The following is a 22,877-nucleotide window of genomic DNA, read 5'->3' as shown; positions in this document are numbered from 1 at the left end:
ACCTCAACCAGCGGCGGTTCGGGCGGCTGCGCGCCTGACTCCCGGTGGTTGAGGTGCGACGAGCGCCAGCGAGGAGCCTCGAAACCTCCGGGCCTTCCGGCGGACTGCGGCGGGCACTGCCCGGTGCATCGGGCCACTGGTTTCGAGGCTCGGCGCTGGGGCGCCTCACGTGTCATTCGCCCGAGCGTGTCGCCTGTCGACGACGGCGCGCGGGCACTCGCGAGCTCGGCCCGCACTTGTCGTCGACGCGCCTTCGGCGCGGGCGCCACGCTGCCGCGCGCGCGGTTGGCTCCGGCAGGTGGCTGGGTCCGGGTGGCGGCAAGCCTTGGGTTCGCGTCGCCTGACTCCCGGTGGTTGAGGTGCGACGAGCGCCAGCGAGGAGCCTCGAAACCTCCGGGCCTGCATGGCGGACTGTGGTGGGGTTCAGCGGCGGAGGTCGGCGAGGGCGAGGTGGGCGGCGTGGTGGCCGGCCATGCCGTGGGCGCCGGGGCCGGGTGGGGCGGCGGCGGAGCAGAGGTAGACCCCGGGGATGCCGGTCCGGTAGGGGTTGCGGCCCGGACGAGGACCCAGCACGAGGCCGGCGGGGGCCTTGGCGCCGGTGAGGATGTCGCCGCCGCCCCAGTTGGCGTTGCCGGTGGCGAAGTCGGCGGGGCGGGTGACGTGCACGTCGAGGACGCGGTCGCGGAAGCCGGGGGCGAAGCGCTCGACCTGGGCGGTGATCGCCTCCGTCGCGTCGCCGTCGAAACCGGCCGGCACGTGGGCGTAGGCGTAGACCGGGTGGGTGTCGCCGCGGGAGCGCGACGGGTCGGCGAGGAACTGCTGGCCCAGCAGCACGAACGGGCGCTCCGGCATCCGCCCGGCCGACGTCGTGCGCTCGTTGGCGACGATCTCGTCCGGAGACCCGGCGAGGTGCACCGTGCCGGCGCGACCCACGTCCGGGTCGCGCCAGGGCACGCCGCCCTCGACGAGGAAGTCGACCTTGAAGGCGGCCGGCCCGAACCGGTGGCGCCGGTAGGACCGGCGGGTCGCGGCAGGGAGGCGGTCGCCGTACAGGCGCAGCACGGCGTCGGGGGCGAGGTTGAGCACGACGGCGTCGGCGGGCGGGAGCTGGCGCGCGGACGTGACCTCGATCCCCGTCTCGACGTGGCCGCCGAGCGCGGTGAGCTCGGCGAGCATCGCGTCGGTGAGCGCCTGCGTGCCGCCGACGACGACGGGCCAGCCGTCGCTGTGCCCGGCGGTGAGGATGCCCAGCCCGATCGCGGACGACATCACCTCGGTCAGCGGGCGCATCGAGTGCGACGCCGTCCCGAGCAGCAGCGCGCGGGCCTGGTCGGTGCGGAACGCCCCGGCGAGGCGTACGGCGGGCAGCAGGGTCGGCGCGCCGAAGCGGCCCATCAGCAGCGGGTGCCGCGGCACGTGCAGCACCGGGCCGAGGATGTCGGCGGACAGCCGGTCCCAGGCGCGCGATGTGGCGCCGAAGAGCCGGCGCCAGCGGCCCGCGTCGGGGCCGAGCCCGAAGGCGGTGGTGTCGACCGAGCGGTGCAGCAGCGCGGCCGGCTGGTCGTCGAACGGGTGCGCGCAGTCGACCTCCGGCCACGCCCACGCGAGGCCGTGCCGTTCGAGCCCGGCCAGGGCGGGGGAGCTGACCGCCATCGGGTGGAAGGCGGCGCAGTGGTCGACGAGGACGCCGTCCCCGAACGGCTGGTGGGTGCGGGCGCCGCCGCCGACGTGCTGGCTCGCCTCGAGCACGGTGACCTCGACGCCGGCGCGGGCGAGGGTCAGGGCGGCGGCGAGCCCGTTGGGCCCGCTGCCGACCACGAACGCCGTCGCCATGCTCAGTCCTGCCCCTGGCGCAGCTGGTGGTAGGCCTCGAGCGTCGAGGACCGCTCCTCGGCGTGGTCGACGATCGGCTCGGGGTACTCACCCAGCGTGGGGTCGGTCAGCTCGGGCACCCAGCGGCGGATGTACTCCCCGTCGGGGTCGAACTTCTTGCCCTGCGTGGTCGGGTTGAAGATGCGGAAGTACGGCGACGCGTCGGTGCCGGAGCCGGCCACCCACTGCCAGTTGAGCTGGTTGCTGGCGAGGTCGCCGTCGACGAGGTGGCGCATGAAGTGCCGGGCGCCGTGCTGCCACTCGACGTGCAGGTCCTTGACCAGGAAGGACGCGACGATCATCCGCACCCGGTTGTGCACCCAGCCCTCGCCGAGCAGCTGGCGCATCCCGGCGTCGACGATCGGGTAGCCGGTGCGGCCCTGCGCCCACGCCTCCAGCAGCCGGTCGCGCTCGCGACCCTCCGCCCACGGCAGCCCCTTGAGGTCGGGCTTGTAGTAGTCGCGGGCGGACTCCGGCCAGAAGTGCAGCACGTGCGCGTGGAACTCGCGCCAGCCCAGCTCCTTGCGGAAGGTCGCCTCGTGCGTGCTGCGGGCGTCGAGGTCGGCCAGCATGGTGCGCGGGTGGATCGCGCCCCACCGCAGGTAGGGCGACATCCGGGAGGTCTCGTCGAGGTCGGGTCGGTCGCGGACGTCGTCGTATGGCGTGCCGCGGAACTCCTCCCACCGCTCGAGCGCCGCGGCCTCGCCGGCCGGGGGCAGCTCCATGTCGCCGAGGTCCGGCTCGTCGGGCAGGTCCGCGTCCGTGCCGCGACCGGACGAGCCCACCCAGTCCACCTGCGCGGGGTCGGACTCCGCCGGCGCGCGCCAGCCGTGGTCGACCCATGCCTTGAAGAAGGGCGTGAACACCTTGTAGGGCTGGCCGGAGCCGTTGAGCAGTCGCCCCGGGGCGACGGCGTACGGCGACCCGGTGCGCACCAGCGGCACGTCGCCCAGCGCCTCCTCGACGCGGGCGTCACGGGCGCTGCCGTAGGGCGCGAAGTCGGCGGAGACGTGCACCGCGGACGCACCCACCTCGGCGACGAGCTCGGGCAGCACCCCCTCCGGCCGGCCGTGGCGCACGACCAGTCCCGGACCGTGCTCGCGCAGGTCGGCGTCGAGCGCGCGCAAGGAGCGGACCAGGAACGCGCGACGGGCCGCGCCCGCAGGCCCGAGCAACGCGTCGTCGAGCACGAACACCGGCAGCACCGGGCCGTCGGCGGCCGCGGCCAGGAGCGCCGGGTGGTCGCCCAGGCGCAGGTCGCGCCGGAACCACAGGATGCTCGGGCTCATCGGGCCATGCTGGCAGACGGCGCCATGCCGACTGCCCGGATCGCGGCTACGGTGGCGGGATGCGTTCGCCCGAGTTCTCCGAGGACCAGCTCATCGCCGGCGTCGCCGCAGCCGCGGCGGAGCTGGGCGAACCGCTGACCGCCGCGGCGTACGACGCCTGGCAGCGCGCCCACGACGACGCGGCCTCGCCGGCGCTGCTGATCCGGCGCATCGGCTCGTGGAACGAGGCCTGCGCACGGGCGGGCGTGGCGGCCAACAAGACCCGCTCGTACTCGCGGCGCTGGACCGACGACGACGTCGTGGCGATCGTGGCGTCGTACCTGCGCTCGCCGGGGGCGACCGGCTCCTACGCCGACTACTCGGAGTGGGCCAAGCAGCAGGAGGGAGCCCCGAGCGGCCCGACGCTGCGGCAGCGGTTCAGCTGGGCCGAGGTCAAGAAGCGGGCGCAGGAGCCCGGCTGACCGGCGATGCGTGACAATGACAGCATGACTGTCATTCCCAGTGACCGCCTCGCCGAGCTCGAGCCCGCCTGCGCCCTCGAGGACGCCCTCGCGTTCTTCGACACGCTCCCGGCGGTGCGCGCCGAGGAGCTGACCGGTCGCTGGCACGGCCGCGAGCTCGCGACCGGCCACCCGATGGACGGCCTGCTCGAGGCATCGGGCTGGTACGGCAAGCAGTTCGACTCCGTCGACGAGGTGCACCCGCTGCTGTTCCGCGCGCCCAGCGGCAAGATCATCGCCGCTGACCCGCGCCGGATCCCGTTCGGCATCGTCGACAAGATCCCGGACGGTGTGGTCGCCCGCGGTCGCGCCGTGATGGGCGCCGCGCTGCCAGCGCTGCGCACCAGCAAGCACCGGGCGCGGCTGCGCAACGTGGAGTACCGCGGCGTCGTCACCGCCGGGATGAGCTACGACCACCTGCCGATCATCGACCTGTTCCGGCGGGTCGACGAGCGGACCCTGCTGGGTTGCATGGACCTGCGCGACGCGCCGCCGTACTTCTTCGTGCTGGAGCGCGACGCGGCCTGAGCCGTCCGCCGGGGTGGTCACGCCGGCGGGTACGGCGACGCCTTGAGCAGCCGCGCGAGGTGGGCTGCGTTGGCCGCCAGGGTCTTCGTGGTCGTCGCGGTCTTCTCGGGCTCGGGGTCGAGGTCCTGGTAGTCCGTGCCCTGCATCGCCTCGCCGACCCAGTAGGTCACGCCGTTGGCGGGGACGGTGAAGCCGGTGTCGGACAGCGCCTGGTAGACCTCGGCGCTGGTGTGGTGCGCGCCGTCCTCGTTGCCGACGACCGCGACCGCGCCGACCTTGCCGTAGGTCAGCATCCGGCCCTCGTCGTCGGTCTCGCTGATCTCGGCGTCGAGGCGCTCGAGCACCATCTTGCAGACCGCCGACGGCTGGCCCAGCCAGATCGGCGTGGAGATGACGACGATGTCGGCGTCCATCACCTGCTGGCGGATCTGCGGCCACGCGTCGCCGTCGCCCTCGTCGGTGCTCACGCCGAACGCGACCGGGTGGTCGACGACGCGGACGATGTCGCCGGCCACGTCGTGCTCGGCCAGCGCCTCGAGAACGCGGCGGCCGATCAGGTCGGAGCTGGAGTCGGACGGGGACTTGCGCAGCGTGCAGCAGAGCACGAGCGCGCGCAGCGGGGTGGGAGAGTCAGCCATGCGCGCGCTGTACCCGATGGGAGGCCGGCCAGCCCGGGCACAGTCCGCCGCGTGGGCCCGGTGGTTTCGAGGCTCCTCGCTAGCGCTCGTCGCACCTCAACCACCGGGGGTGCGTTCATCCACCGGGTGACAGGCGCCTTCTGCCGGTGGTTGAGGTGCGAGGCGCCCCGGCGCCGAGCCTCGAAACCTCCGGCCCTGCCTACGTGGCTGTGGCGGTCACGGTCCGCCTGACGGGCCCGGTGGTTTCGAGGACCAACCACCGGGGGTTGTGTTCGTCCTACCTCAACCACCGGGGGGCGGCGTGTCGTGCCCTCTGCCGGTGGTTGAGGTGCGAGGCGCCCCGGCGCCGAGCCCCGAAACCTCCGGGCCTGCCTACGTGGCTGTGGCGGTCACAGTCCGCCTGTCGGGCCCGGTGGTTTCGAGGACCAACCACCGGGGGTTGTGTTCGTCGTACCTCAACCACCGGGGGGCGGCGTGTCGTGCCCTCTGCCGGTGGTTGAGGTGCGAGGCGCCCCGGCGCCGAGCCTCGAAACCTCCGGGCCTGCCTACGTGGCTGTGGCGGTCACAGTCCGCCTGTCGGGCCCGGTGGTTTCGAGGCTCCTCGCTGGCGCTCGTCACACCTCAACCACCGGGGCTGTGCTCATCGACCGGGCGACGAGGGCGACGCCGGTCATGCCGGGATCATGTCAGTCGAGGTCCTTCTCGGCGAGCCACTCCTTGGCGATCACCTGCGGGGAGAGCTTCTCCTCGACGCTGCGGGCGTTGAGCGCGATCAGGTCCTCGGGGGTCATCGCGGCGCTGATCTCGTCGATCACCTCGGCGGCGTCGTCGTCGACGTCGTCGCTGGCGACGGGGACGACGGCGGAGGCGAGGAAGAGGCCCTTGGTGTCCTCGAGGGTGACCAGGTCGTTCTTCTGGATCGACGGGTCGGCGGTGTAGATGATGCCGATCTGGATGTCGCCGTCCTTGAGCGCCTTGACGGTCAGCGGGCCGCCGCTGTCCTCGATGGGCGTGAAGGTGACGTCGACGCCGTAGGTGTTCTTCAGGCCCTTCGGGCCGTTCGGGCGGCTCTCGGCCTCGGAGTTCGCGCCGAAGACGAGCTTGTCGGTCACCTTGGCGAGGTCCTCGATCGTGGTGATGTCCCACTTCTCGGCGAACTCGCGGGTCACGACGTAGGAGTCCTGGTCGGTGGCCGGGGACTGCTCGAGCAGCCGCAGCCCGTCGGGCAGCGCGTCGGCCAGGGCGTCGTACACCTCGTCGGGCTTGGTGGCCGTGGCGTCGGGCTGGAGGGCGAGCAGCAGCGGGCCGGTGTACTCCGGGAACAGGTCGATGGAGCCGTTCTCGATCTCGGGGAGGTAGACCTCGCGCTGGCCGATGCGGAACTGCCGGTCGACCTCGTAGTCCTCGGCCTCGAGGGCCTGGGCGTAGATCTCGGCGATGATCTCGTTGGAGTAGTAGTCCTGCGATCCGATCACGATCGTGGAGGAGCCGCCGTCGTTGCCCGAGGACAGCGGGTCGTCGGAGTCGCCGCAGGCGCTGAGGGTCAGCGCGCTGGCGGCGACGAGGGTGAGGCCGAGGCGGCCCAGGGGGAAGCGGGTCATGATCAACCTTTCGAGGGTGCGGCCCCGGCGGGACCACGGGTCAGGGTGCCGCGGTCGCGGGTGCGGCCGCGGGAGGCGCGCTGGACGGCGCCCAGGAGCAGGTCGAGGACGAGCGCGAGCGCGGCGACGAGCAGCGCACCGGCCAGCATCTGCGGGTAGTCGCGGCTCTTGAGGCCGGCGAAGAGGTAGCGGCCCAGGCCGGTGTCGGAGATGTACGCCGCCAGGGTGGCCGTGGCGACGACCTGCAGCGTGGCCGCGCGGATGCCGCCGATGAGCACGTCGGCGCCGAGGGGGAGCTCGACGCGGGTGACGATCTGCCACTCGCTGTGGCCGAGGGCGCGGGCGGCGTCGACGGCGCCGGGGTCGGCCGCCTCGATACCGGCGTAGGCGCCGGCGAGCAGGGACGGGAAGCCGAGCGCGACCAGCGCGAGCAGCGGGGCCTCGATGCCGATGCCGAGCCACAGGCCGAGCAGGGTGAGCAGGCCCAGGGTCGGCACGGCCCGCACGGCGCCGGCGAGCGCGACCACGACGAGGCGGCCGCGGCCGGTGTGGCCGATGAGCACGCCGAGCGGGATCGCCACCACGCCGGCGATGCCGACGGCGGCGAAGGTGACCCACAGGTGCTGCAGGAGCCGGGCGTCGATGCCGGACGGACCGCCCCAGTGACTGCCGTCGAGGATCCAGGCGAGGGCGTCGCCGAAGAGGTTCATGCCGACACCTCCGCGGCGGGGCCGGCCGTGCCGGCGGTGCCGGCGGGGTTGGTGGTGCCGGCGGTGCCGGCTGGGTGGTCCCGGTCCGGCGTGGTGCGGGCGGTCCGCGCGTCGCCCCGCACCCGGCGCTGCCACGGGGTGAGCGCGCGGCCGGCGAGCACGACGGCGAGGTCGAGCAGCACGGCGAGCACCATGGTGGCGATCACGCCGGTGGCGACCTCCTCGCGGATGCCGCGCTGGAATCCGTCGGTCAGCAGGCTGCCGAGGCTGGAGATGCCCACGAGTGCGCCGATCGTGACCAGGCTGACCGTGCTGACCGCGACGACACGGATGCCGGAGATGAGCACCGGCAGGGACAGCGGGAGGTCGATGCGCCAGAACAGGCCGCGCCGGGAGTACCCCATCGCCTCGGCCGCCTCGCGGACCCGCACGTCGACGGTGCGGAACGCGTCGGCCGCCGTACCGGCGAGGAGGGCGGTGCCGTAGACGGCCAGCGCGACGACGAGGTTGGTCTCGCTGCGCAGCGGGATCGACAGCAGGACCGGGACCACGATGAGCAGCGGCAGCGCGGGCACGGAGTAGAGCAGGCTCGCGACGCCGAGGACGACCGAGCCGACCCGCGGCCAGCGCCAGGCGACGCGGCCGAGCACGACGGCGACCACGACGCTGATCGCGACGGCGGGCACGGACAGGAGCAGGTGCTGCCAGAGCAGCTCGAGCACCCAGGAGCGGTTGGCCTCCAGCCAGGTCATCGCGGCCGCCTCAGGCCAGGACGCCGACCGGGCGGTCGTCGCCGTCGACGACGACGCGGCGCCCGTCCATCTCGACCGTGCGCAGCGTGCGCTCGGCGCGGTCGCTGCCGACGAAGTCGCGCACGAAGTCGTCGGCCGGGTCGGCGACGATCTGCTGCGGGGTGCCGACCTGCGCGATGACGCCGCCGGTCCTGAGGATCACCACCTCGTCGCCGAGCCGGAACGCCTCGTCGATGTCGTGGGTGACCAGCACGATCGTCTTGCCCAGCTCGGACTGCAGCGCGAGCAGCTCGTCCTGCAGGTCGCGCCGCACGATCGGGTCGACCGCACCGAACGGCTCGTCCATCAGCAAGATGTTGGGGTCGGCCGCGAGCGCCCGCGCCACCGCCACCCGCTGCTGCTGCCCGCCCGAGAGCTGGCCGGGGAACCGCCTGCCCAGCGCCGGGTCGAGCCCGACCTTGGCGAGCAGCCCGTCAGCCGTCTCCCGCGCCGCCGCCTTCGCGACGCCGTTGAGCACCGGCACCGTCGCGACGTTGTCGATCACGCGGCGGTGGGGGAGCAGCCCGCCGGCCTGCGGGACGTAGCCGATCGAGCGCCGCAGCGCGACCTTCTCGAGGGAGCGCACGTCCTTGCCGTCGATCAGCACCGTGCCGGTCGTCGGGTCGATCATCCGGTTGACCATCCGCATCAGCGTGGTCTTCCCGGACCCCGAGGTGCCGACCAGCGCCAGGGTCCGGTGGCTCGGGACCTCGCAGCTGAACTCAGCGACCGCGACCGTCCCGTCGGGGTACGTCTTGCTGACGCCCCGGAACTCGATGCCCATGCTGCAGCAGCGTACGGGGATCCGGGGACAGTGCGCGGGCATCTCGCCGTCTGCCGTGGCAGGGGGAATCTTGCTGGGTGGGAGGTGGGGCGGGGTGCGGGCGGGCTGTAGGCGGGGTGCGGGCGGGCTGTGGGCGGGGTGCGGGCGGGCTGTAACACGTTGATCGCGGCTCTGGGGTGCGGGTGGCGGCTGTAACACGTTGATCGCGGCTCTGGCAGCCCCGAGACCGCGGCATCGGGGTGCTGGGTGGGGCGGGTACAGCCGTGGCGGGGCTGCCAGGTCGGTGATCACCGTGTTACATGGCGTGCGGCTCCCGGCAGACAGCCCGCACGGCGTACGACGTCGCTGTCACACGTTGATCGCGGCTCTTGCAGCCCCGAGACCGCGGCATCGGGGTGCTGGGTGGGGCGGGTACAGCGGTGGCGGGGCTGCCAGGTCGGTGATCACCGTGTTGCAGCGGGCGCGGCGAGACGAACGGGCGCGCAGGGTGTGAGGTGTCCGACGTACGACGGCGTCACCGGGTTCAGGTGCGGAGGACGGGTACCGCGGGAGCGAACCCGACTGATTGGAGCACGACCGATGAGCACGATCCAGAAGACCATCCACGTCGACGTCCCCGTGCGCACGGCCTACGACCAGTGGACCCAGTTCGAGAGCTTTCCGAAGTTCATGCAGGGCGTCGAGCAGGTCGACCAGCTCGACGACAAGCGCCTGCACTGGCGCGCCGACATCGCCGGCGTCCACCGCGAGTGGGACGCCGAGATCGTCCACCAGGAGCCGGACGAGCGGATCACGTGGCGCGCCCTGGACGGTACGACGAACCACGGCACCGTCTCCTTCGCCGCGGACGACGCCGGCGCCGGCACACGCGTGACGCTGGAGATGGAGTTCGAGCCCGAGGGCATCGTCGAGAAGGTCGGCGACGCGCTGAACATCGTGGACAAGAAGGCCGAGGGCGACCTCGAGCGCTTCAAGGAGTTCATCGAGGCGCGCGGCGCCGAGACCGGCGGCTGGCGCGGGTCGGTCAGCCCGACCGACGTCGACAACCCGACGATCTGACCCACTGTCGATCTGAGCCACCGAGCACCCACGCCGGACGGGGCGCCCCCTCGTCCGGCGTGGGTTTTTGCGCGCCGGGGTGGGGGAGCGGCGGGGGCGGGGATTCACCACCTAGGTGGCGAAACTACGCCCGGAGGGGCCTGAAAACGTGTGCCCAGTCGGGGTTTCACCACCTAGGTGGTGAAACCCCACCTCCCCTCACCCCCGACCAGCCTGCTCCACGATCGCGTCGAACCGCGCGCCCATCGCCTCGGCCAGCGCCTGGGCGGCCTTGAGCGGGCGGACCATCACCATGAAGTCGGTGATCAGGCCGTCGTCGTCGAGCACGAGGAAGTCGCAGCCGGTGAGGTCGAGGCTGCTGACCTTCGCCTCGAACACGAGTGCGTGGCCGGCGTCGTCGCCGAGCTCGCGCACGTAGCGGAAGTCCTCGAAGACCTCGATCACGTTGGCGAGGATCGCGCCGGTGATCGCCTTGCCCGGGTACGGCTTGTGCGCGACGGGGCTGCGGAACACCACGTCGTCGGCGAGGCAGGCACGCATCGCGTCGACGTCGCGGGCCTCGACGGCGGCGCGGAAGTCGCTGTGCACGGCGCTCACAGCGCAGCCGCCAGCTCGGTGCCCTGCTTGATCGCGCGCTTCGCGTCCAGCTCCGCGGCGAGGTCGGCCCCGCCGATCAGGTGCACGGCACCGGGGAAGCCGGAGGCCAGCAGGTCGTCGTACAGGCTGCGGACCGACTCCTGGCCGGCGCACACCACGACGTGGTCGACGTCGAGCACCTGCGCCTGCCCGTCGACGGTGATGTGGAGGCCGGCGTCGTCGACGCGGTCGTAGCTGACGCCGCTGAGCTGGTGGACGCCGAGGTCCTTGACGACGGCGCGGTGCACCCAGCCGGTGGTCTTGCCGAGGCCCTTGCCCTGCGCGCTCTCCTTGCGCTGCAGCAGCCAGACCTCGCGCTTCGGGGCGCGGGGGGCCTTGTCCGTCACGCCGCCGCGTACGACGGCGGGGTCGGCCACGCCCCAGTGCGCCTTCCACTCCTCGAGGGTCTCGCCGTCCGCGTGGGCGAGGAGCTCGGTGACGTCGAAGCCGATGCCGCCGGCGCCGATGACCGCGACCCGCTGGCCGACGTCGACGCGGCCGGTGATGGCGTCGGGGTAGGACACGACCTTCGGGTGATCGATGCCGGGGATCGCGGGGGTGCGCGGCTCGACGCCGGTGGCGACCACGACCTCGTCGTACCCGGCCAGCAGCTCGGGGGTGGCGCGGGTGCCGAGCTTGAGGTTGACGCCGAGGACCTCCATGCGGCGGCGGTAGTAGCGCAGCGTCTCGGCGAACTCCTCCTTGCCGGGGATCTGCATCGCCAGGCGGAACTGGCCGCCGATCTCGTCGTCGGCCTCGAAGAGCGTCACGTCGTGGCCGCGCTCGGCGGCGCTGACCGCGGTCGACAGCCCGGCGGGGCCGCCGCCGACGACCGCGACCCGCTTGGCCGTGCGCGTCGGGCCGAGGACCAGCGAGGTCTCGTGGCAGGCCCGCGGGTTGACCAGGCAGGAAGCCCGCTTGGCCTTGAAGGTGTGGTCGAGGCACGCCTGGTTGCAACCGATGCAGGTGTTGACCTCGTCGGCACGGCCGTCGCGGGCCTTGGCGACGAAGTCGGGGTCGGCAAGGAACGGGCGGGCCATCGAGACCAGGTCGACGCCCTGCGCCAGCACGGACTCGGCGACGTCGGGGGTGTTGATCCGGTTGCTCGCGCAGACCGGGATCGACACGACCTGCTTGAGCCGCAGCGTGCAGTCGACGAACGCCGCGCGCGGGACGCTGGTCACGATCGTGGGCACCCGCGCCTCATGCCAGCCGATGCCGGTGTTGATGACGCTGGCGCCGGCCTCCTCGATGCGGCGCGCGAGCTCCGCGGTCTCCTCCCACGTCTGCCCGTCGGGGACCAGGTCGAGCAGCGACATGCGGTACATGACGAAGAAGTCCGGCAGCTCCTGTCGGATCCGGCGCACGACCTCCACGGGGAAGCTCATCCGGGCCTCGGCGGAGCCGCCCCACTTGTCGGTACGACGGTTGGTGCGCGCCGCGAGGAACTGGTTGATGAGGTAGCCCTCGGAGCCCATGACCTCGACGCCGTCGTACCCGGCCTTGCGGGCGAGCCTCGCGCTCGCGACGAAGTCGTCGATCGTCCTCTCGACCGCGCGGGTGGAGAGCGCGGACGCCTTGAACGGGGTGATCGGCGACTTGGTCGCGCTGGCGGAGACGCTGAACGGGGTGTAGCCGTAGCGGCCGGCGTGCAGCAGCTGCAGTGCGATCTTGCCGCCGTTCTCGTGCACCGCGTCGGTGACCCGCTGGTGGCGCACCGCGTTGAGGCGGGTGGTCATCTGCGAGCCGAACGGCAGCAGCCAGCCGCGGATGTTGGGGGAGTAGCCCCCGGTGACGATGAGCCCCGCCCCGCCGGCCGCGCGCTCGGCGAAGAACGCCGCGAGCTCGTCGACGTGCCAGGGCCGGTCCTCCAGCCCGGTGTGCATCGAGCCCATCACCGTGCGGGACTGCAGCTCCAGGCCGCCGACCACGGCCGGCGAGGTGAGCAGGGGGTAGCTGGTCATCAGGACTCCTCGGTGGGGGCGTCGGGGGTGGTGGCGGCGGTGGCGTCGGCCGTGCGGGTGTGGGCGTCGATGTACTCGGTCAGCCAGCGGACCCAGAACTCCTCCATGAGCAGCCCGCCGCGCAGCACGAGGTAGATGTCGAGCTCGGCGCCGGACAGCGCGCCGGGGTCGGGGAAGTCGCGGGCGGCGAGGAACTCGTAGAGCGAGAGCCGCTTGGTGTGGTCGTCGAGCTGGCGGCGCAGGTCGTCGAGCAGGGCCGTCCGGTCGCCGTACGACGCCCCGCGCATCTTCACGCTCACGCTGCTGCGCATGGCATCCGGCGTGGTCGGCTCGGCGATCCAGCGGGCCAGCTCGGCGCGGCCGGCGTCGGTGACGGCGTAGACCTTCTTCGTCGGCCGGTCCGCCTGCGGCACGCTCTGCGCGCTCACCCAGCCGTCGGCCTCCATGCGGCCGAGGACCCGGTAGATCTGCTGGTGCGTCGCCGACCAGAAGAAGCCGATCGAGGCGTCGAAGCGGCGGACCAGGTCCGCCCCCGACGCCGCGCGCTCGCTCAGCGACACGAGGATCGCGTGCTCCAGGGCCATGGCGACAGCATGCCCCGGATCCGGCGGCTATGCAACTAGTTGCGCAACTCGTTGTGATGGGTCGGGAATCACCGCTTCGGAGGTGATTCCCGTGCTTCCTGACTGTTGCAACGGTCAGGAAGTGCGAGGCGCGGTCAGGAAGTGCGGGGGAGGGGTGCCGGGCGGGCCGGGAATCACCGCCTAGGCGGCGATTCCCGAACTTGTTGGCTGCTGCAGCGGCCAACAACTCCCAGAAGCGGCCACCAAGTCCGGTGCCGGCTGCAGGAATCCCCGCTCAGGCGGGGATTCCTGCGCTTGTCGACGGTTGCAACGGCCGACAACCGCGAGAAAACGTCATCAACCCCCGCCGCCGAGCGGCATACGACGCCCACCGGCGCCGCCGGCACCCGGCCCCGGCACCACCGCCGCCGGCACCGGCACCACCGCCGCCGGCACAGGCCCCGCGCCAGGGGTGAGCTGGTCGAGCCACCCTCAGCCCTTCCGCACCGCCTTCTTGTACGACCGGAACTGCGCCATCCGCCGCACGTACCCCGGCACCCGTCGGGCCGGGACCGGCCGCGGCCAGTCGGAGGCGCGGAACCAGGCGTCCGAGCCGCCGTCGACGAAGACCACGCTGCCGCAGAGGAAGTCCGCGGCGTCGGAGAGCATGAACACGACCCACGCCGCGAGGTGCGCGGGGTCGCCGAAGCCGCCGATCGGCACGGGGAAGGCGCGGATCCGCTTGGCCTCGGCGGGGGTGGAGAGCTGCTGCTCGAGCAGCGGGGTCAGGATCGCGCCGGGGGCCAGCGCGTTGAGCCGGATGCCGGCGCCGGCCCAGTCGAGGGTGACGGCGTTGCGGCGTACCCAGTGCGACACCGCGACCTTGCTCGCCGCGTAGGCGAAGGTCGGGCCGAGCCGGCCCAGGCGACGCAACGTGCGCAGCGCCTTCTCGGTGTCGTCGGCGAGCAGCGAGCGCACGACACCCCGCGGCACGGCCGGCACGGTGGTGGTCGAGTTGCTGGAGAACACCACGACCTTGGCCCGCTCGGCGCGCGCCAGCGCCGGGCGCCACGCGTCGAGGAGCTCGACGACGCCGCGGTAGTTCACCTCGACGATCAGCCGCGGGCGGTCCTTGCCGGGCGCCGGGCCGAGGCCGGCGGCGAGCACCGCCCCGTCGAGTACGCCGCCCGCAAGCTCCAGCACCGCGGCGGCTGCCTCGCGGCGTCCGTGCGCGGTGGACAGGTCGGCCGTGACGTCGGCGCCCTTGATGTCGACCCCGATGACGCGGTGGCCGTCGGCGACGAGCCGCTCGACGACGGCGGCGCCCATGCCGGAGGCGGACCCGGTGACTGCGTAGGTACCCACGGAGCGAGTCTAGAACAGGTTCTAGTTGGCAGGTGCGGGAGTCGGCGCACCGGCCTCCCGCTGCGCTGCCTCCCGCTGCGCCTCCCGCGCCGCCCGGTCCGCGCGCTCGCGGGTGACGTCGGCCCAGGGGCTCCACAGGAACCACCGCGGCAGTGCCCGGACCAGCCGCGGCGGCCCGGCGACCTCGATCCGGCCGTCCTCGACGGCCTCGTGCCAGGTGACGTACCCCTGGAAGACGTCGGCCAGCGTCGGCGTCGTCGCCGCCACCTCCACGTCCACCTCGAAGCCGGGGTGCTGGAAGCAGACCGACACCTCGCTGGGTGCCATCACCAGCCAGATCGTGATCGGGTCGGGCGCGGTGTGCCGGAACGCCACCACCGTGCGGCCCGGCGGCAGCCGGTCGCGGTCGACGCGGCGGTGCATCCACCACATCAGCGTCGTCGGCGCGACGTCGTGCGGCCGCAGCTCCTCGAAGAGCCACTCGATCGCCCACCGCCCGAGGCTGTCGATCACCCGCTCCAGGTCCCGCCCGGCCGGGGTGAGGTGGTACTCGTTGCCGCGCCCGCTCGGCGCCGGCCACGTCTCGAGCACCCCGCGCCGCTCCAGGTGGCGCAGGCGCTGCACCAGCAGCGAGCGCGAGATCCCGGGCAGCGCCCGCGCGATGTCGTTGAACCGGGTGTTCCCGAGCACCAGCTCGCGGATGATCAGCGGCGTCCACCGGTCCGCCACCACCTCGGACGCCATCGAGACGGGGCAGTAGTTGCCGTAGTCGGGCATGCGCCCATGGTCCTCTCCGCCGCCGCGGCGGCGCCACCACCGGATCGGTGAAAAACCGGTGCTCCGACCGAGGACGCGGCTGCGGTTCCGATTGCGAACCGGCAGGGTCACTTTTCTGGACTGGTTGCGCCCCGGCCGCCGTCGGACATTGGACGCATGACGATGACAACCGACACGACCGCACCTGCGGCGACCGACCTGACCATCCTCGACCGGGCCCGCGAGATCGGCCCCCGCATCGCCGCCCACGCGGCCCGCCACGACGCCGAGGGAAGCTTCGTGACCGAGGCGTACGACGAGCTCCGGGCCGCCGGCATCCTCCGCGCCGCCGTACCCACCGAGCTCGGCGGCGACGGCGCGAGCATCGCCGAGCTCACGGCACTCCAGCGCGAGCTGGCCCACCACTGCGGCTCGACCGCCCTGGCCAGCGCGATGCACCAGCACGTCGTCGCGTTCACCGCCTGGCGCTACCGCCGCGGCCTGCCCGGCGCGGAGGCCACGTTGCGCCGCGTCGCGGAGGAGCAGATCCTGCTCGTCTCGACCGGCGGCGGCGACTACACCCACCCGCACGGCGACGCCGTCCGCGTCGAGGGCGGCTACCGCGTCACCGGCCGCAAGCGCTTCGCCAGCCAGTCCGAGCAGGGTGCCGTGATGTCCACGATGTTCTGCTTCGACGACCCCGAGCAGGGCAAGCGCGTGCTCAACATGGCCGTCCCGTTCGCCGCCGAGGGCGTCACCGTCGCCGACAACTGGGACACCCTCGGCATGCGCGGCACGGCCAGCAACGACATCGACCTGGTCGACGTCTTCGTCCCCGAGGAGAAGGTCCTCTCCAACCGCCCCTGGGGCGTGCTCGACCCGCCGCTGCAGGTGATCTCGAGCATCGCCTTCCCGATCATCACCGGCGCCTACCTCGGCGTCGCCGAGGCGGCGTACGACGCCGCGGTGACTGCCGCCTCGCGACGCCCGGCCGACCCCACGGTGCAGCGGCAGGTCGGCGTCATGCGCCAGCGGCTCCAGGTCGCGGGCTGGGCCCTCGACGGCGCGCTGGCGGCGGCGGGGGAGGACCCCTCGCCGTCGTACCAGACCGTGCTCGCGGTGATGTCCGCCAAGGCCGAGGTGGCGCGCGCCGGCATCGAGGTCTGCGACATCGCGATGGACGTGGCCGGCGGACCGGCGTTCTTCAAGGGCTCGGTGATCGAGCGGTGCTACCGCGACATCCGGGCCGCGAAGTTCCACCCGTTCACACCGGAGGACACGCTGCTCGCCCTGGGCCGGGACGCGCTCGGCGTGGAGGCCTGAGCCGCCACAACCCGCACCTCGTGCAGCCACAACCCGCACCTCGTGCAGCCACAACCCGCACCTCGCGCAGCCACGAGGAGCACCTCGCGCAGCCACAACCCGCACCTCGTGGCGCGAAGCCTCACACCTCGCGGTGCGGAGGGGCACACCTCGCGGTGCGGGTTGTGTCGGGTCAGGGGGAGTGGGGGCCGAGCACGCCGGCGTCGTACGCCTTGAGCACCGAGGCCTTGTCGGCGTCGGTGAGGTCGCCGTCGGCGACGGCCTCGTCGAGGCGCTTCTCGAGGTCCGCGCGGCGCTCGGCGCGCCAGTCCGACCGCAGGGACTCGATCGCGTCGGTGACCTTCGCCTTGCCGATGCCGAGCTCGTCGGCCAGCGCCTCGGCGAAGGCGTCGCGGCGCTCCTCGCGGTCCTGCTCGGTCAGCGGGCCGCTGCGCTTGCGGGCGCGGCCGTTGGACCAGAGGTCGTCGCGGACCGCGGCCAGGGCGTCGGCCAGCTCGTCCTCGCTGACGCCGAGCGCCTCGGCGAAGGCCTCCTGGTCGCCGCCCGGGCCGAAGCCGGGGGCGCCGCCGGGGCCGCCGTGGCCCCAGCCGCGGGGGCCGTGCCCGTCGTCGTCCCGCGGGGACCCGGGTTCGCCGGCGGCCGCCGTGGCCGGCCGGTCGTCGTCCGCTGCGGTGGCGGTCAGGGTGGCGGCGGTGGCGCCGCCGGCCACCGCTCCGGCGGCCAGCAGCGCGACCGCCCTCATCCGGTGCTTGCTCACTGTTGCTCCTCTCCTCGCTCCTGCCCACCCCAACGGTAGGCCTGCCCGCGAGCGTGGGTGGCGGATCTGGGGACCACCTGCGCCGGGGCTGGCAGGAACCTGTGAGTCCACCGGCCGGCGTACAGGGTGTGCCTGCGCTCACTCGTGCAGCGAGGCGTGCGCTACTCTGGAAGCACCACCGGACGCCGTGTCTGCACGGGCACCCGGTGATGATCATCCGCACGGCGCCCTCCCGCAGCAGCGCGAGCCGCCGTCGAACGACCTTGCGGCCTCAGCCGCGATGGAAGGACACCTGTGGCTCGAGGAGGCCAGCGGGGGGCGACGCAGCAGCGTCGAGGCTCCCAGTCGGCGCGGTCGCGTCGGAACGAGGAAGGGATCATCCCGCAGCTCGCGCGCGCCGTGCGCGAGGTGGAGTCGGCGGTCGCCCGCCGATCGGCGATGCCCGAGGTGCGCGCGAAGTTCCAGGTCGTCGCGCTCCTGGCCCGCGAGGAGCGGGCGCGGGTCAAGGCCGACCCGGACCTCTCCGACAGCCGCCGCGGCGAGGAGCTCAAGCGCCTCGACGGCATCGCCACGATCCTCGCCCAGACCGCGGCCCGCGACAGCACGCTCTTCACGCTGCTCGACGAGAACGCCGAGATGTCCGAGACCGCCAAGGCGGTACGCCGCGAGCTGCTCCGCAAGGCCGGCGTCGACGAGCCGGAGCCCGAGCCCGAGCCGGTCGTCCAGGACCCCGGCACCATCGCGCTCCTCGAGAAGCGCGTCATCCCCCAGTCGGTGCAGGCGCGCCAGCTGGCCAACCCCTTCCTCGTGCCCGACTTCGAGCACGCCCGGGCCAAGGTCCGTCCGCGCCGCCTCGCCGGCTGGGAGCTGCTCGAGCCGCTGTTCCGGTCCTTCGAGCGCGCCGCGCCGGACGCCCCGGCCTGCATGCCGCTGCCGGACGCCGACCAGCTCACGAACCTGACCGGCCTGCGCGGCCCGGCCGGGCGCGAGCTGATGCACCACCAGAAGCAGCTGATCGCGTCCGCCGCGCTCGGCCACCGCACGTACCTGCTCGCCGACGAGCCCGGCCTCGGCAAGACCGCCCAGGCGCTGCTCGCGGCCGAGGCCGCCGGCGCGTTCCCGCTGCTGGCCGTCGTCCCCAACGTCGTGAAGACGAACTGGGCGCGCGAGGTCGAGATCTGGACCCCGCACCGCAAGGCGACCGTCCTGCACGGCGACGGTGACGACGCCGACGGCTTCGCCGACGTGTTCGTCGTCAACTACGAGATCCTCGACCGCCACGTCGGCTGGCTCGGCACCCACGGGTTCCGCGGGATGATCGTCGACGAGGCGCACTACATCAAGAACAAGTCCTCCCAGCGCTCGCAGAACGTCCTGGAGATCTCCAACCGGATCCGCGACCGCGTCGCCCGGCCGCTGATGATGGCGCTGACCGGCACCCCGCTGATCAACGACATCGAGGACTTCCGGGCGATCTGGCAGTTCCTCGGCTGGATCGACGACGTCGTACCGCAGGGCGACCTGATGGAGGCGCTCGAGGAGACCGGCCTGACGCCGGCCGACCCCGGCTTCTACCCGGCCGCGCGCCGCGCCGTCATCGAGCAGGGCATCGTGCGCCGCCGCAAGATCGACGTCGCCTCCGACATCCCCGCCCGCCGCGTGGCCGACATGCCCGTCGAGCTCGAGGGCGAGGCCGGGCGCTCGATCCGCAAGGCCGAGCAGGAGCTCGCGCGCCGCATGGTGGAGCGGTACGACGCCGCGCTGTCCACGCGTCGCGCCGGCGCCGTCGTCGAGGGCATCGACCACCACCTGGTGCGCCAGGTCGCCGGCTGGGAGCGCGAGGACAACTCGTCGAAGACCGGCGAGAACGTCTTCATGATGATGCGCCGCATCGGCCAGGCGAAGGCCGGCCTCGCGGCCGACTACACCGCCCAGCTGGCCCGCAACGTCGGCAAGGTCGTGTTCTTCGCCAAGCACATCGACGTCATGGACCAGGCCGAGAAGGTCTTCTCCGAGCGCGGCATCCGCTACAGCTCGATCCGCGGCGACCAGTCGTCGAGCACGCGCCAGAAGGCGATCGACGCGTTCGTCAACGACCCCGACGTGCAGATCGCCGTCTGCTCGCTGACCGCCGCAGGCGTCGGCCTCAACCTGCAGGTCGCGTCCAACCTGGTGCTGGCCGAGCTGTCGTGGACCGACGCCGAGCAGACCCAGGCCATCGACCGCGTGCACCGCATCGGCCAGTCCGAGCCGGTCACCGCGTGGCGGGTCATCGCGACGCAGACCCTCGACACCCGCATCGCCGAGCTCATCGACAAGAAGGCCGGGCTCGCCGCCCGGGCCCTCGACGGTGCCGGCGAGGAGGTCGAGGGCGCGGTCATCGACATGCAGACCGAGGCCCTCGCCGCCCTGCTCACCGCCGCCCTCGAGGCGCGCGGCGACGCAGCCTGAGCAAGCCGTCCGCGACGCGCAACACGCGACACGCGGCAGCGCCCGTGCGCCGGCGGTAGCGTCCCGGGGTCATGGACACCCATGAACCCAGGGTCGCCGTCGCCGGCGGCACGGGCGTGGTCGGTGCGAAGGTCGTCGACGCGGTACGACGCGCCGGCGCCACGCCGGTCGTCATCGCCCGCTCCGCCGGGATCGACCTCACCACCGGCGCGGGCCTCGACGCCGCGCTCGACGGCGCCGACGCCGTCATCGACGCCAGCAACATCGAGACGATGAGCGGGAAGAAGTCGGTCGCCTTCTTCGAGGCCGCCACCCGCCACCTGCTGGCCGCGGGGGAGCGGGCCGGCGTCCGCCACCACGTCGCCCTCTCGATCGTCGGCTGCGACCGCGTCGACATGCCCTACTACCTCGGCAAGCGGCGCCAGGAGGAGCTGGTCACCGCCGGACCGGTGCCGTGGACGATCGTGCGGGCCACCCAGTTCCACGAGTTCGCCGGCCAGATGATCGACCGCGCCCCGCGCCCGATCGCCCCCGGCCTGCGGATGACCTGCCAGCCGGTCGCCGCCGCGGAGGTCGCCGAGCACCTCGTCGCCACCGCCCTCGGCGAGCCTCAGGGCACCACGCTCGAGGTCGCCGGCCCCCAGCCGGAGCGGCTGGACCGGTTGATGACGCAGGAGCTGGCCCAGCGCGGGGAGCGGCGGGTCGTCGTACCGCTGCCGATGGTGGGGAAGATGGGCCGCCAGGTCCGCGAGGGCGGCCTGCTCCCCGGCCCCGGCGCGACCATCGGCCAGCAGGCCTTCGCGGACTGGATCGCTGCCCGGTGAGGTGGCTGGCGCTGCTGTCACACGTTGATCGGGGCTGTTGGTGCCCGCTCGCGGCTGTAACACGTTGATCGGGGCTGTCGGCGCCCGCTCGCGGATGTAACACGTCGATCGCGGCTGTTGCCGCCCGCTCACGCATGTAACACGTTGATCGCGGCTGTTGCCGCCCGCTCACGTCTGTTCCAGCCCCACCCAGCGGGGTATTTCCGCGGTCTCGCGGCGGGTAGGCCGGCGAACGACGTGTTACATGCGCGACCGGCCGCCCAGGCCGGCGATCACCGTGTTACATCCGCGACCGGCCGCTCACCCCGGCGATCACCGTGTTACAGCCCGGCCGGCGTGAGGAGCTGCTGGATCGCGTCGCCGTACAGCTCCACGAGCCGGGTGGTGTCGGCGGCGGTGAGGACGGGGTCCTCCTGGCGGTAGACGAGCGAGAGCAGGCCGCTGACCTGGGCGACGGCGAGGGCGACGCGCAGCTCGCGGTCGGGGCCGGTCATCCGCGGGGCGAGGGCAGCGACGTAGGTCTCGGCGGTGTGGCGGTTCATCTCCTCCCGTACGCCGTCGAGGTGGGCCGCCTGGGCGAGGGCGAGGTAGCGCTGGCGGAGCAGGGGGCGGTCGGGGTCGAGGAAGTACGCCACCAGGCGGCGCCCGACCGTCTCGAGCGGACCGTCGAGGACGGCGCCGAGCCCGCTGCTGGTGTCGACGCAGCGCAGGAAGAGGGCCTCCTTCGAGCCGAAGTGGCGGATGACCAGGGCCGGGTCGACGCCCGCCTCGCCGGCGATCGCACGCACCGAGGCGTCGAACCCGCGCTCGGCGAAGAGCCGGCGGGCGGCCTCCTCGATCGCCGCGCGGGTCGCCCGGCCGGCGGGGCGGAGGTGCCGCTCGTCGGGCGCAGGGCGGGCCGGGGGAGAGGTCTTCGTCACACCGCCACCGTAGGGCGTCGTGCAGGCCGGTCGGTCACGTTGACAGCGTAACGGTCAACGCCGTTGACTGGTTGACTGTGACAACTACCGTCCCGTCGACCACGCCGCCCGCTGCCGGGCGCATCGGCTCGCCCCTCCTCACCGTCGCCGTCCTCTGCTTCGGCGGCCTCACCGCGGCCCTGACCCAGACCATGGTGATCCCGATCCAGGGCGAGCTCGGGGTGCTGCTGCGGACCACCGAGGCCAACGCCTCGTGGGTCGTCACCGCGACCCTCGTCGCGGGCGCGGTCGCGATGCCGATCGCCGGCCGGCTGGGCGACCTGTTCGGCAAGCAGCGGGTGCTGGTCGTCAGCGCGGCCCTGCTCGTGCTCGGCTCCCTCATCTGTGCGCTGAGCGACACGCTCGCCCCGATGCTGGCCGGGCGCATGCTCCAGGGCTTCGCGATGGGCTTCATCCCCGTCGGCATCGCGCTGATGCGCGAGGTCGTCCCGCCGCAGTACGCCGGCACGGGCATGGCCGCGATGAGCGCGACCCTCGGCGTCGGCGGTGCCATCGGCCTGCCGCTGTCCGCGTGGATCGTGCAGGACTTCAGCTGGCACACGCTCTTCTGGGTCTCGACCGGGCTGGCCGTGCTGATGACCGCCGCCGTCGTGCTGCTCATCCCGCACGTGCGCGACGCGGTCGGCGGCCGCTTCGACGCCGTCGGCGCGCTCGGGCTGAGCCTGGGCCTGGTCGGCCTGCTCGTCGCGGTGTCGAAGGGCAACGACTGGGGCTGGGGCAGCGGCCGCACCCTGGGCCTGCTCCTCGCCGGCGTCCTCGTCCTCGTCGCGTGGGGCAGCTACGAGCTGCGTGTCACCGACCCGCTGTGCGACCTGCGGGTCACCGTGCGCCGCCCGGTGCTGCTGACCAACGCCGCCGCGCTCGCCATCGGCTTCGGCATGATGGCGCAGGCCATCGTCGTCCCGCGGCTCATGCAGGCGCCCGAGGAGACCGGCTACGGCCTGGGCCAGACGCTGCTCGAGACCGGCCTCTGGATGGCCCCCGGCGGCCTGGTGATGATGGCGTTCTCGCCGATCTCCGGCCGGCTGATCCGCGCCCTCGGCGCGCGGGTGACCCTGATGATCGGCGCCGCGGTCCTCGGCGGCGGTTACGTGTTCGCGATCTTCCTGACCGACGCGCCCTGGCAGCTGCTGGTCTTCAACTGCATCACCTCCGCCGGCATCGGCATCGGGTACGCCGCCATGCCGACCCTCATCCTCGAGTCGGTCCCGCTCACCGAGGCCGGCTCCGGCGTGGGCATCAACGCGCTCATGCGCTCGGTCGGCACCAGCATCTCCTCGGCGGTGATGGCCGCGATCCTGACGTCCTCGACGATCACCTTCGGTGCCTACGAGCTGCCGGACGAGACCGCGTTCCGGGCCTGCTTCGTGGTGGGCGCGATCGCCGCGTTCGTGGGCGTGCTGCTCGCGGCGGCGGTCCCGCGGCGTCGTACCGCTGCCTAGACAGCTGTCCGCGACAGCAGTTCACGGCCAACCGGAACCTCGGC

21 protein-coding genes are annotated in these 22,877 nt (G+C 73.1%); 7 read left to right on the top strand and 14 right to left on the bottom strand.

Features of this window, described 5'->3' with window-relative positions; translation table 11 throughout:
• Positions 1-423: 423 nt before the first annotated feature.
• Positions 424-1,833 carry a phytoene desaturase family protein gene (locus NOCJ54_RS0111940; RefSeq protein ID WP_028655687.1) on the bottom strand — a complete coding sequence of 470 codons (1,410 nt, stop codon included), beginning with the start codon at positions 1,831-1,833 and terminating at the stop codon, positions 424-426.
• A gap of 2 nt (positions 1,834-1,835) precedes the next feature.
• Positions 1,836-3,161: a cryptochrome/photolyase family protein gene (locus NOCJ54_RS0111935; RefSeq protein WP_028655686.1), complete on the bottom strand. Its 1,326-nt coding sequence runs from the start codon at positions 3,159-3,161 to the stop codon at positions 1,836-1,838.
• Between the two features lie 59 nt (positions 3,162-3,220).
• Between NOCJ54_RS0111935 and NOCJ54_RS0111930 the strand changes: the two genes are divergently transcribed.
• Positions 3,221-3,622 (top strand): homing endonuclease associated repeat-containing protein, encoded by a 402-nt coding sequence (locus tag NOCJ54_RS0111930; RefSeq protein WP_028655685.1) that lies wholly within the window; start codon positions 3,221-3,223, stop codon positions 3,620-3,622.
• A gap of 24 nt (positions 3,623-3,646) precedes the next feature.
• On the top strand, positions 3,647-4,189 hold the full coding sequence (locus tag NOCJ54_RS0111925; protein ID WP_028655684.1) for a DUF4334 domain-containing protein: 543 nt from the start codon (positions 3,647-3,649) through the stop codon (positions 4,187-4,189).
• A gap of 17 nt (positions 4,190-4,206) precedes the next feature.
• On the opposite strand, the gene NOCJ54_RS0111920 is transcribed toward NOCJ54_RS0111925, so the two are convergent.
• From NOCJ54_RS0111920 to NOCJ54_RS0111900, 5 genes are all read right to left on the bottom strand, one after another.
• The gene (locus NOCJ54_RS0111920) at positions 4,207-4,827 is read right to left on the bottom strand and encodes a flavodoxin family protein (protein ID WP_028655683.1); all 621 of its coding nucleotides are present in this window, start codon (positions 4,825-4,827) and stop codon (positions 4,207-4,209) included.
• 686 nt (positions 4,828-5,513) lie between these two features.
• A complete protein-coding gene (locus NOCJ54_RS0111915) occupies positions 5,514-6,428 on the bottom strand; it encodes an ABC transporter substrate-binding protein (protein ID WP_036517656.1) in 915 nt (304 codons plus the stop codon).
• 2 nt (positions 6,429-6,430) lie between these two features.
• Positions 6,431-7,138: an ABC transporter permease gene (locus NOCJ54_RS25405; RefSeq protein ID WP_051485772.1), complete on the bottom strand. Its 708-nt coding sequence runs from the start codon at positions 7,136-7,138 to the stop codon at positions 6,431-6,433.
• Positions 7,135-7,890, bottom strand: coding sequence for an ABC transporter permease (locus tag NOCJ54_RS25400; RefSeq protein ID WP_084255093.1), 756 nt, complete (start codon positions 7,888-7,890; stop codon positions 7,135-7,137). Before NOCJ54_RS25400 ends, NOCJ54_RS25405 begins: the two co-directional genes overlap by 4 nt.
• A 10-nt stretch (positions 7,891-7,900) precedes the next feature.
• A complete protein-coding gene (locus NOCJ54_RS0111900) occupies positions 7,901-8,713 on the bottom strand; it encodes an ABC transporter ATP-binding protein (protein ID WP_036517654.1) in 813 nt (270 codons plus the stop codon).
• Between the two features lie 579 nt (positions 8,714-9,292).
• Here NOCJ54_RS0111900 and NOCJ54_RS0111895 point away from each other — a divergent pair.
• Positions 9,293-9,772: an SRPBCC family protein gene (locus NOCJ54_RS0111895; protein WP_028655680.1), complete on the top strand. Its 480-nt coding sequence runs from the start codon at positions 9,293-9,295 to the stop codon at positions 9,770-9,772.
• 198 nt (positions 9,773-9,970) lie between these two features.
• Here NOCJ54_RS0111895 and NOCJ54_RS0111890 read toward each other — a convergent pair whose 3' ends face one another.
• From NOCJ54_RS0111890 to NOCJ54_RS0111870, 5 genes are all read right to left on the bottom strand, one after another.
• Positions 9,971-10,369 carry a nuclear transport factor 2 family protein gene (locus NOCJ54_RS0111890; protein WP_232221760.1) on the bottom strand — a complete coding sequence of 133 codons (399 nt, stop codon included), beginning with the start codon at positions 10,367-10,369 and terminating at the stop codon, positions 9,971-9,973.
• Positions 10,366-12,372, bottom strand: a complete 2,007-nt coding sequence (locus tag NOCJ54_RS0111885) for an NADPH-dependent 2,4-dienoyl-CoA reductase (protein WP_028655678.1) — start codon at positions 12,370-12,372, stop codon at positions 10,366-10,368. The genes NOCJ54_RS0111890 and NOCJ54_RS0111885 overlap by 4 nt, the downstream gene beginning before the upstream one ends.
• On the bottom strand, positions 12,372-12,956 hold the full coding sequence (locus tag NOCJ54_RS0111880; RefSeq protein ID WP_028655677.1) for a PadR family transcriptional regulator: 585 nt from the start codon (positions 12,954-12,956) through the stop codon (positions 12,372-12,374). Before NOCJ54_RS0111880 ends, NOCJ54_RS0111885 begins: the two co-directional genes overlap by 1 nt.
• A 471-nt stretch (positions 12,957-13,427) precedes the next feature.
• On the bottom strand, positions 13,428-14,300 hold the full coding sequence (locus NOCJ54_RS0111875; RefSeq protein ID WP_028655676.1) for an SDR family oxidoreductase: 873 nt from the start codon (positions 14,298-14,300) through the stop codon (positions 13,428-13,430).
• 21 nt (positions 14,301-14,321) lie between these two features.
• Positions 14,322-15,077: a winged helix-turn-helix transcriptional regulator gene (locus NOCJ54_RS0111870; RefSeq protein WP_028655675.1), complete on the bottom strand. Its 756-nt coding sequence runs from the start codon at positions 15,075-15,077 to the stop codon at positions 14,322-14,324.
• 156 nt (positions 15,078-15,233) lie between these two features.
• On the opposite strand from NOCJ54_RS0111870, the gene NOCJ54_RS0111865 reads away from it, so the two are divergent.
• Positions 15,234-16,379 carry an acyl-CoA dehydrogenase family protein gene (locus NOCJ54_RS0111865; RefSeq protein WP_036517653.1) on the top strand — a complete coding sequence of 382 codons (1,146 nt, stop codon included), beginning with the start codon at positions 15,234-15,236 and terminating at the stop codon, positions 16,377-16,379.
• 172 nt (positions 16,380-16,551) lie between these two features.
• Here the strand turns inward: NOCJ54_RS0111865 and NOCJ54_RS0111860 are convergent, their stop codons facing one another.
• Positions 16,552-17,136, bottom strand: coding sequence for a hypothetical protein (locus NOCJ54_RS0111860; RefSeq protein ID WP_028655673.1), 585 nt, complete (start codon positions 17,134-17,136; stop codon positions 16,552-16,554).
• Positions 17,137-17,574: 438 nt separating this feature from the next.
• On the opposite strand from NOCJ54_RS0111860, the gene NOCJ54_RS0111855 reads away from it, so the two are divergent.
• Positions 17,575-19,587 (top strand): DEAD/DEAH box helicase, encoded by a 2,013-nt coding sequence (locus tag NOCJ54_RS0111855; RefSeq protein WP_232221759.1) that lies wholly within the window; start codon positions 17,575-17,577, stop codon positions 19,585-19,587.
• Positions 19,588-19,658: 71 nt separating this feature from the next.
• Complete coding sequence (locus tag NOCJ54_RS0111850; protein ID WP_028655671.1) at positions 19,659-20,411, top strand: SDR family oxidoreductase; 753 nt, start codon at positions 19,659-19,661, stop codon at positions 20,409-20,411.
• Positions 20,412-20,731: 320 nt separating this feature from the next.
• On the opposite strand, the gene NOCJ54_RS30520 is transcribed toward NOCJ54_RS0111850, so the two are convergent.
• On the bottom strand, positions 20,732-21,331 hold the full coding sequence (locus NOCJ54_RS30520; RefSeq protein WP_051485771.1) for a TetR/AcrR family transcriptional regulator: 600 nt from the start codon (positions 21,329-21,331) through the stop codon (positions 20,732-20,734).
• A gap of 77 nt (positions 21,332-21,408) precedes the next feature.
• On the opposite strand from NOCJ54_RS30520, the gene NOCJ54_RS25390 reads away from it, so the two are divergent.
• Positions 21,409-22,833: an MFS transporter gene (locus NOCJ54_RS25390; protein ID WP_232221758.1), complete on the top strand. Its 1,425-nt coding sequence runs from the start codon at positions 21,409-21,411 to the stop codon at positions 22,831-22,833.
• Positions 22,834-22,877: the final 44 nt, after the last annotated feature.

Origin of the sequence: Nocardioides sp. J54 (assembly GCF_000519005.1) — a bacterium.
Classification (GTDB): Bacteria; Actinomycetota; Actinomycetes; order Propionibacteriales; family Nocardioidaceae; genus Nocardioides.
This window is presented reverse-complemented; position numbering and strand designations above follow the sequence as displayed.

Excerpts from the sequence above, each read along its gene's own strand:
- NOCJ54_RS0111930 (WP_028655685.1), top strand. The coding sequence starts at position 3,221 with ATGCGTTCGCCCGAGTTCTCCGAGGACCAGCTCATCGCCGGCGTCGCC.
- NOCJ54_RS0111935 (WP_028655686.1), bottom strand. The coding sequence starts at position 3,161 with ATGAGCCCGAGCATCCTGTGGTTCCGGCGCGACCTGCGCCTGGGCGAC.
- NOCJ54_RS0111855 (WP_232221759.1), top strand. The coding sequence starts at position 17,575 with ATGCCCGAGGTGCGCGCGAAGTTCCAGGTCGTCGCGCTCCTGGCCCGC.
- NOCJ54_RS0111940 (WP_028655687.1), bottom strand. The coding sequence starts at position 1,833 with ATGGCGACGGCGTTCGTGGTCGGCAGCGGGCCCAACGGGCTCGCCGCC.
- NOCJ54_RS25400 (WP_084255093.1), bottom strand. The coding sequence starts at position 7,890 with ATGACCTGGCTGGAGGCCAACCGCTCCTGGGTGCTCGAGCTGCTCTGG.
- NOCJ54_RS25405 (WP_051485772.1), bottom strand. The coding sequence starts at position 7,138 with ATGAACCTCTTCGGCGACGCCCTCGCCTGGATCCTCGACGGCAGTCAC.
- NOCJ54_RS0111915 (WP_036517656.1), bottom strand. The coding sequence starts at position 6,428 with ATGACCCGCTTCCCCCTGGGCCGCCTCGGCCTCACCCTCGTCGCCGCC.
- NOCJ54_RS0111865 (WP_036517653.1), top strand. The coding sequence starts at position 15,234 with ATGACGATGACAACCGACACGACCGCACCTGCGGCGACCGACCTGACC.
- NOCJ54_RS0111885 (WP_028655678.1), bottom strand. The coding sequence starts at position 12,372 with ATGACCAGCTACCCCCTGCTCACCTCGCCGGCCGTGGTCGGCGGCCTG.
- NOCJ54_RS0111880 (WP_028655677.1), bottom strand. The coding sequence starts at position 12,956 with ATGGCCCTGGAGCACGCGATCCTCGTGTCGCTGAGCGAGCGCGCGGCG.
- NOCJ54_RS0111900 (WP_036517654.1), bottom strand. The coding sequence starts at position 8,713 with ATGGGCATCGAGTTCCGGGGCGTCAGCAAGACGTACCCCGACGGGACG.
- NOCJ54_RS0111850 (WP_028655671.1), top strand. The coding sequence starts at position 19,659 with ATGGACACCCATGAACCCAGGGTCGCCGTCGCCGGCGGCACGGGCGTG.
- NOCJ54_RS0111870 (WP_028655675.1), bottom strand. The coding sequence starts at position 15,077 with ATGCCCGACTACGGCAACTACTGCCCCGTCTCGATGGCGTCCGAGGTG.
- NOCJ54_RS0111920 (WP_028655683.1), bottom strand. The coding sequence starts at position 4,827 with ATGGCTGACTCTCCCACCCCGCTGCGCGCGCTCGTGCTCTGCTGCACG.
- NOCJ54_RS0111895 (WP_028655680.1), top strand. The coding sequence starts at position 9,293 with ATGAGCACGATCCAGAAGACCATCCACGTCGACGTCCCCGTGCGCACG.
- NOCJ54_RS0111925 (WP_028655684.1), top strand. The coding sequence starts at position 3,647 with ATGACTGTCATTCCCAGTGACCGCCTCGCCGAGCTCGAGCCCGCCTGC.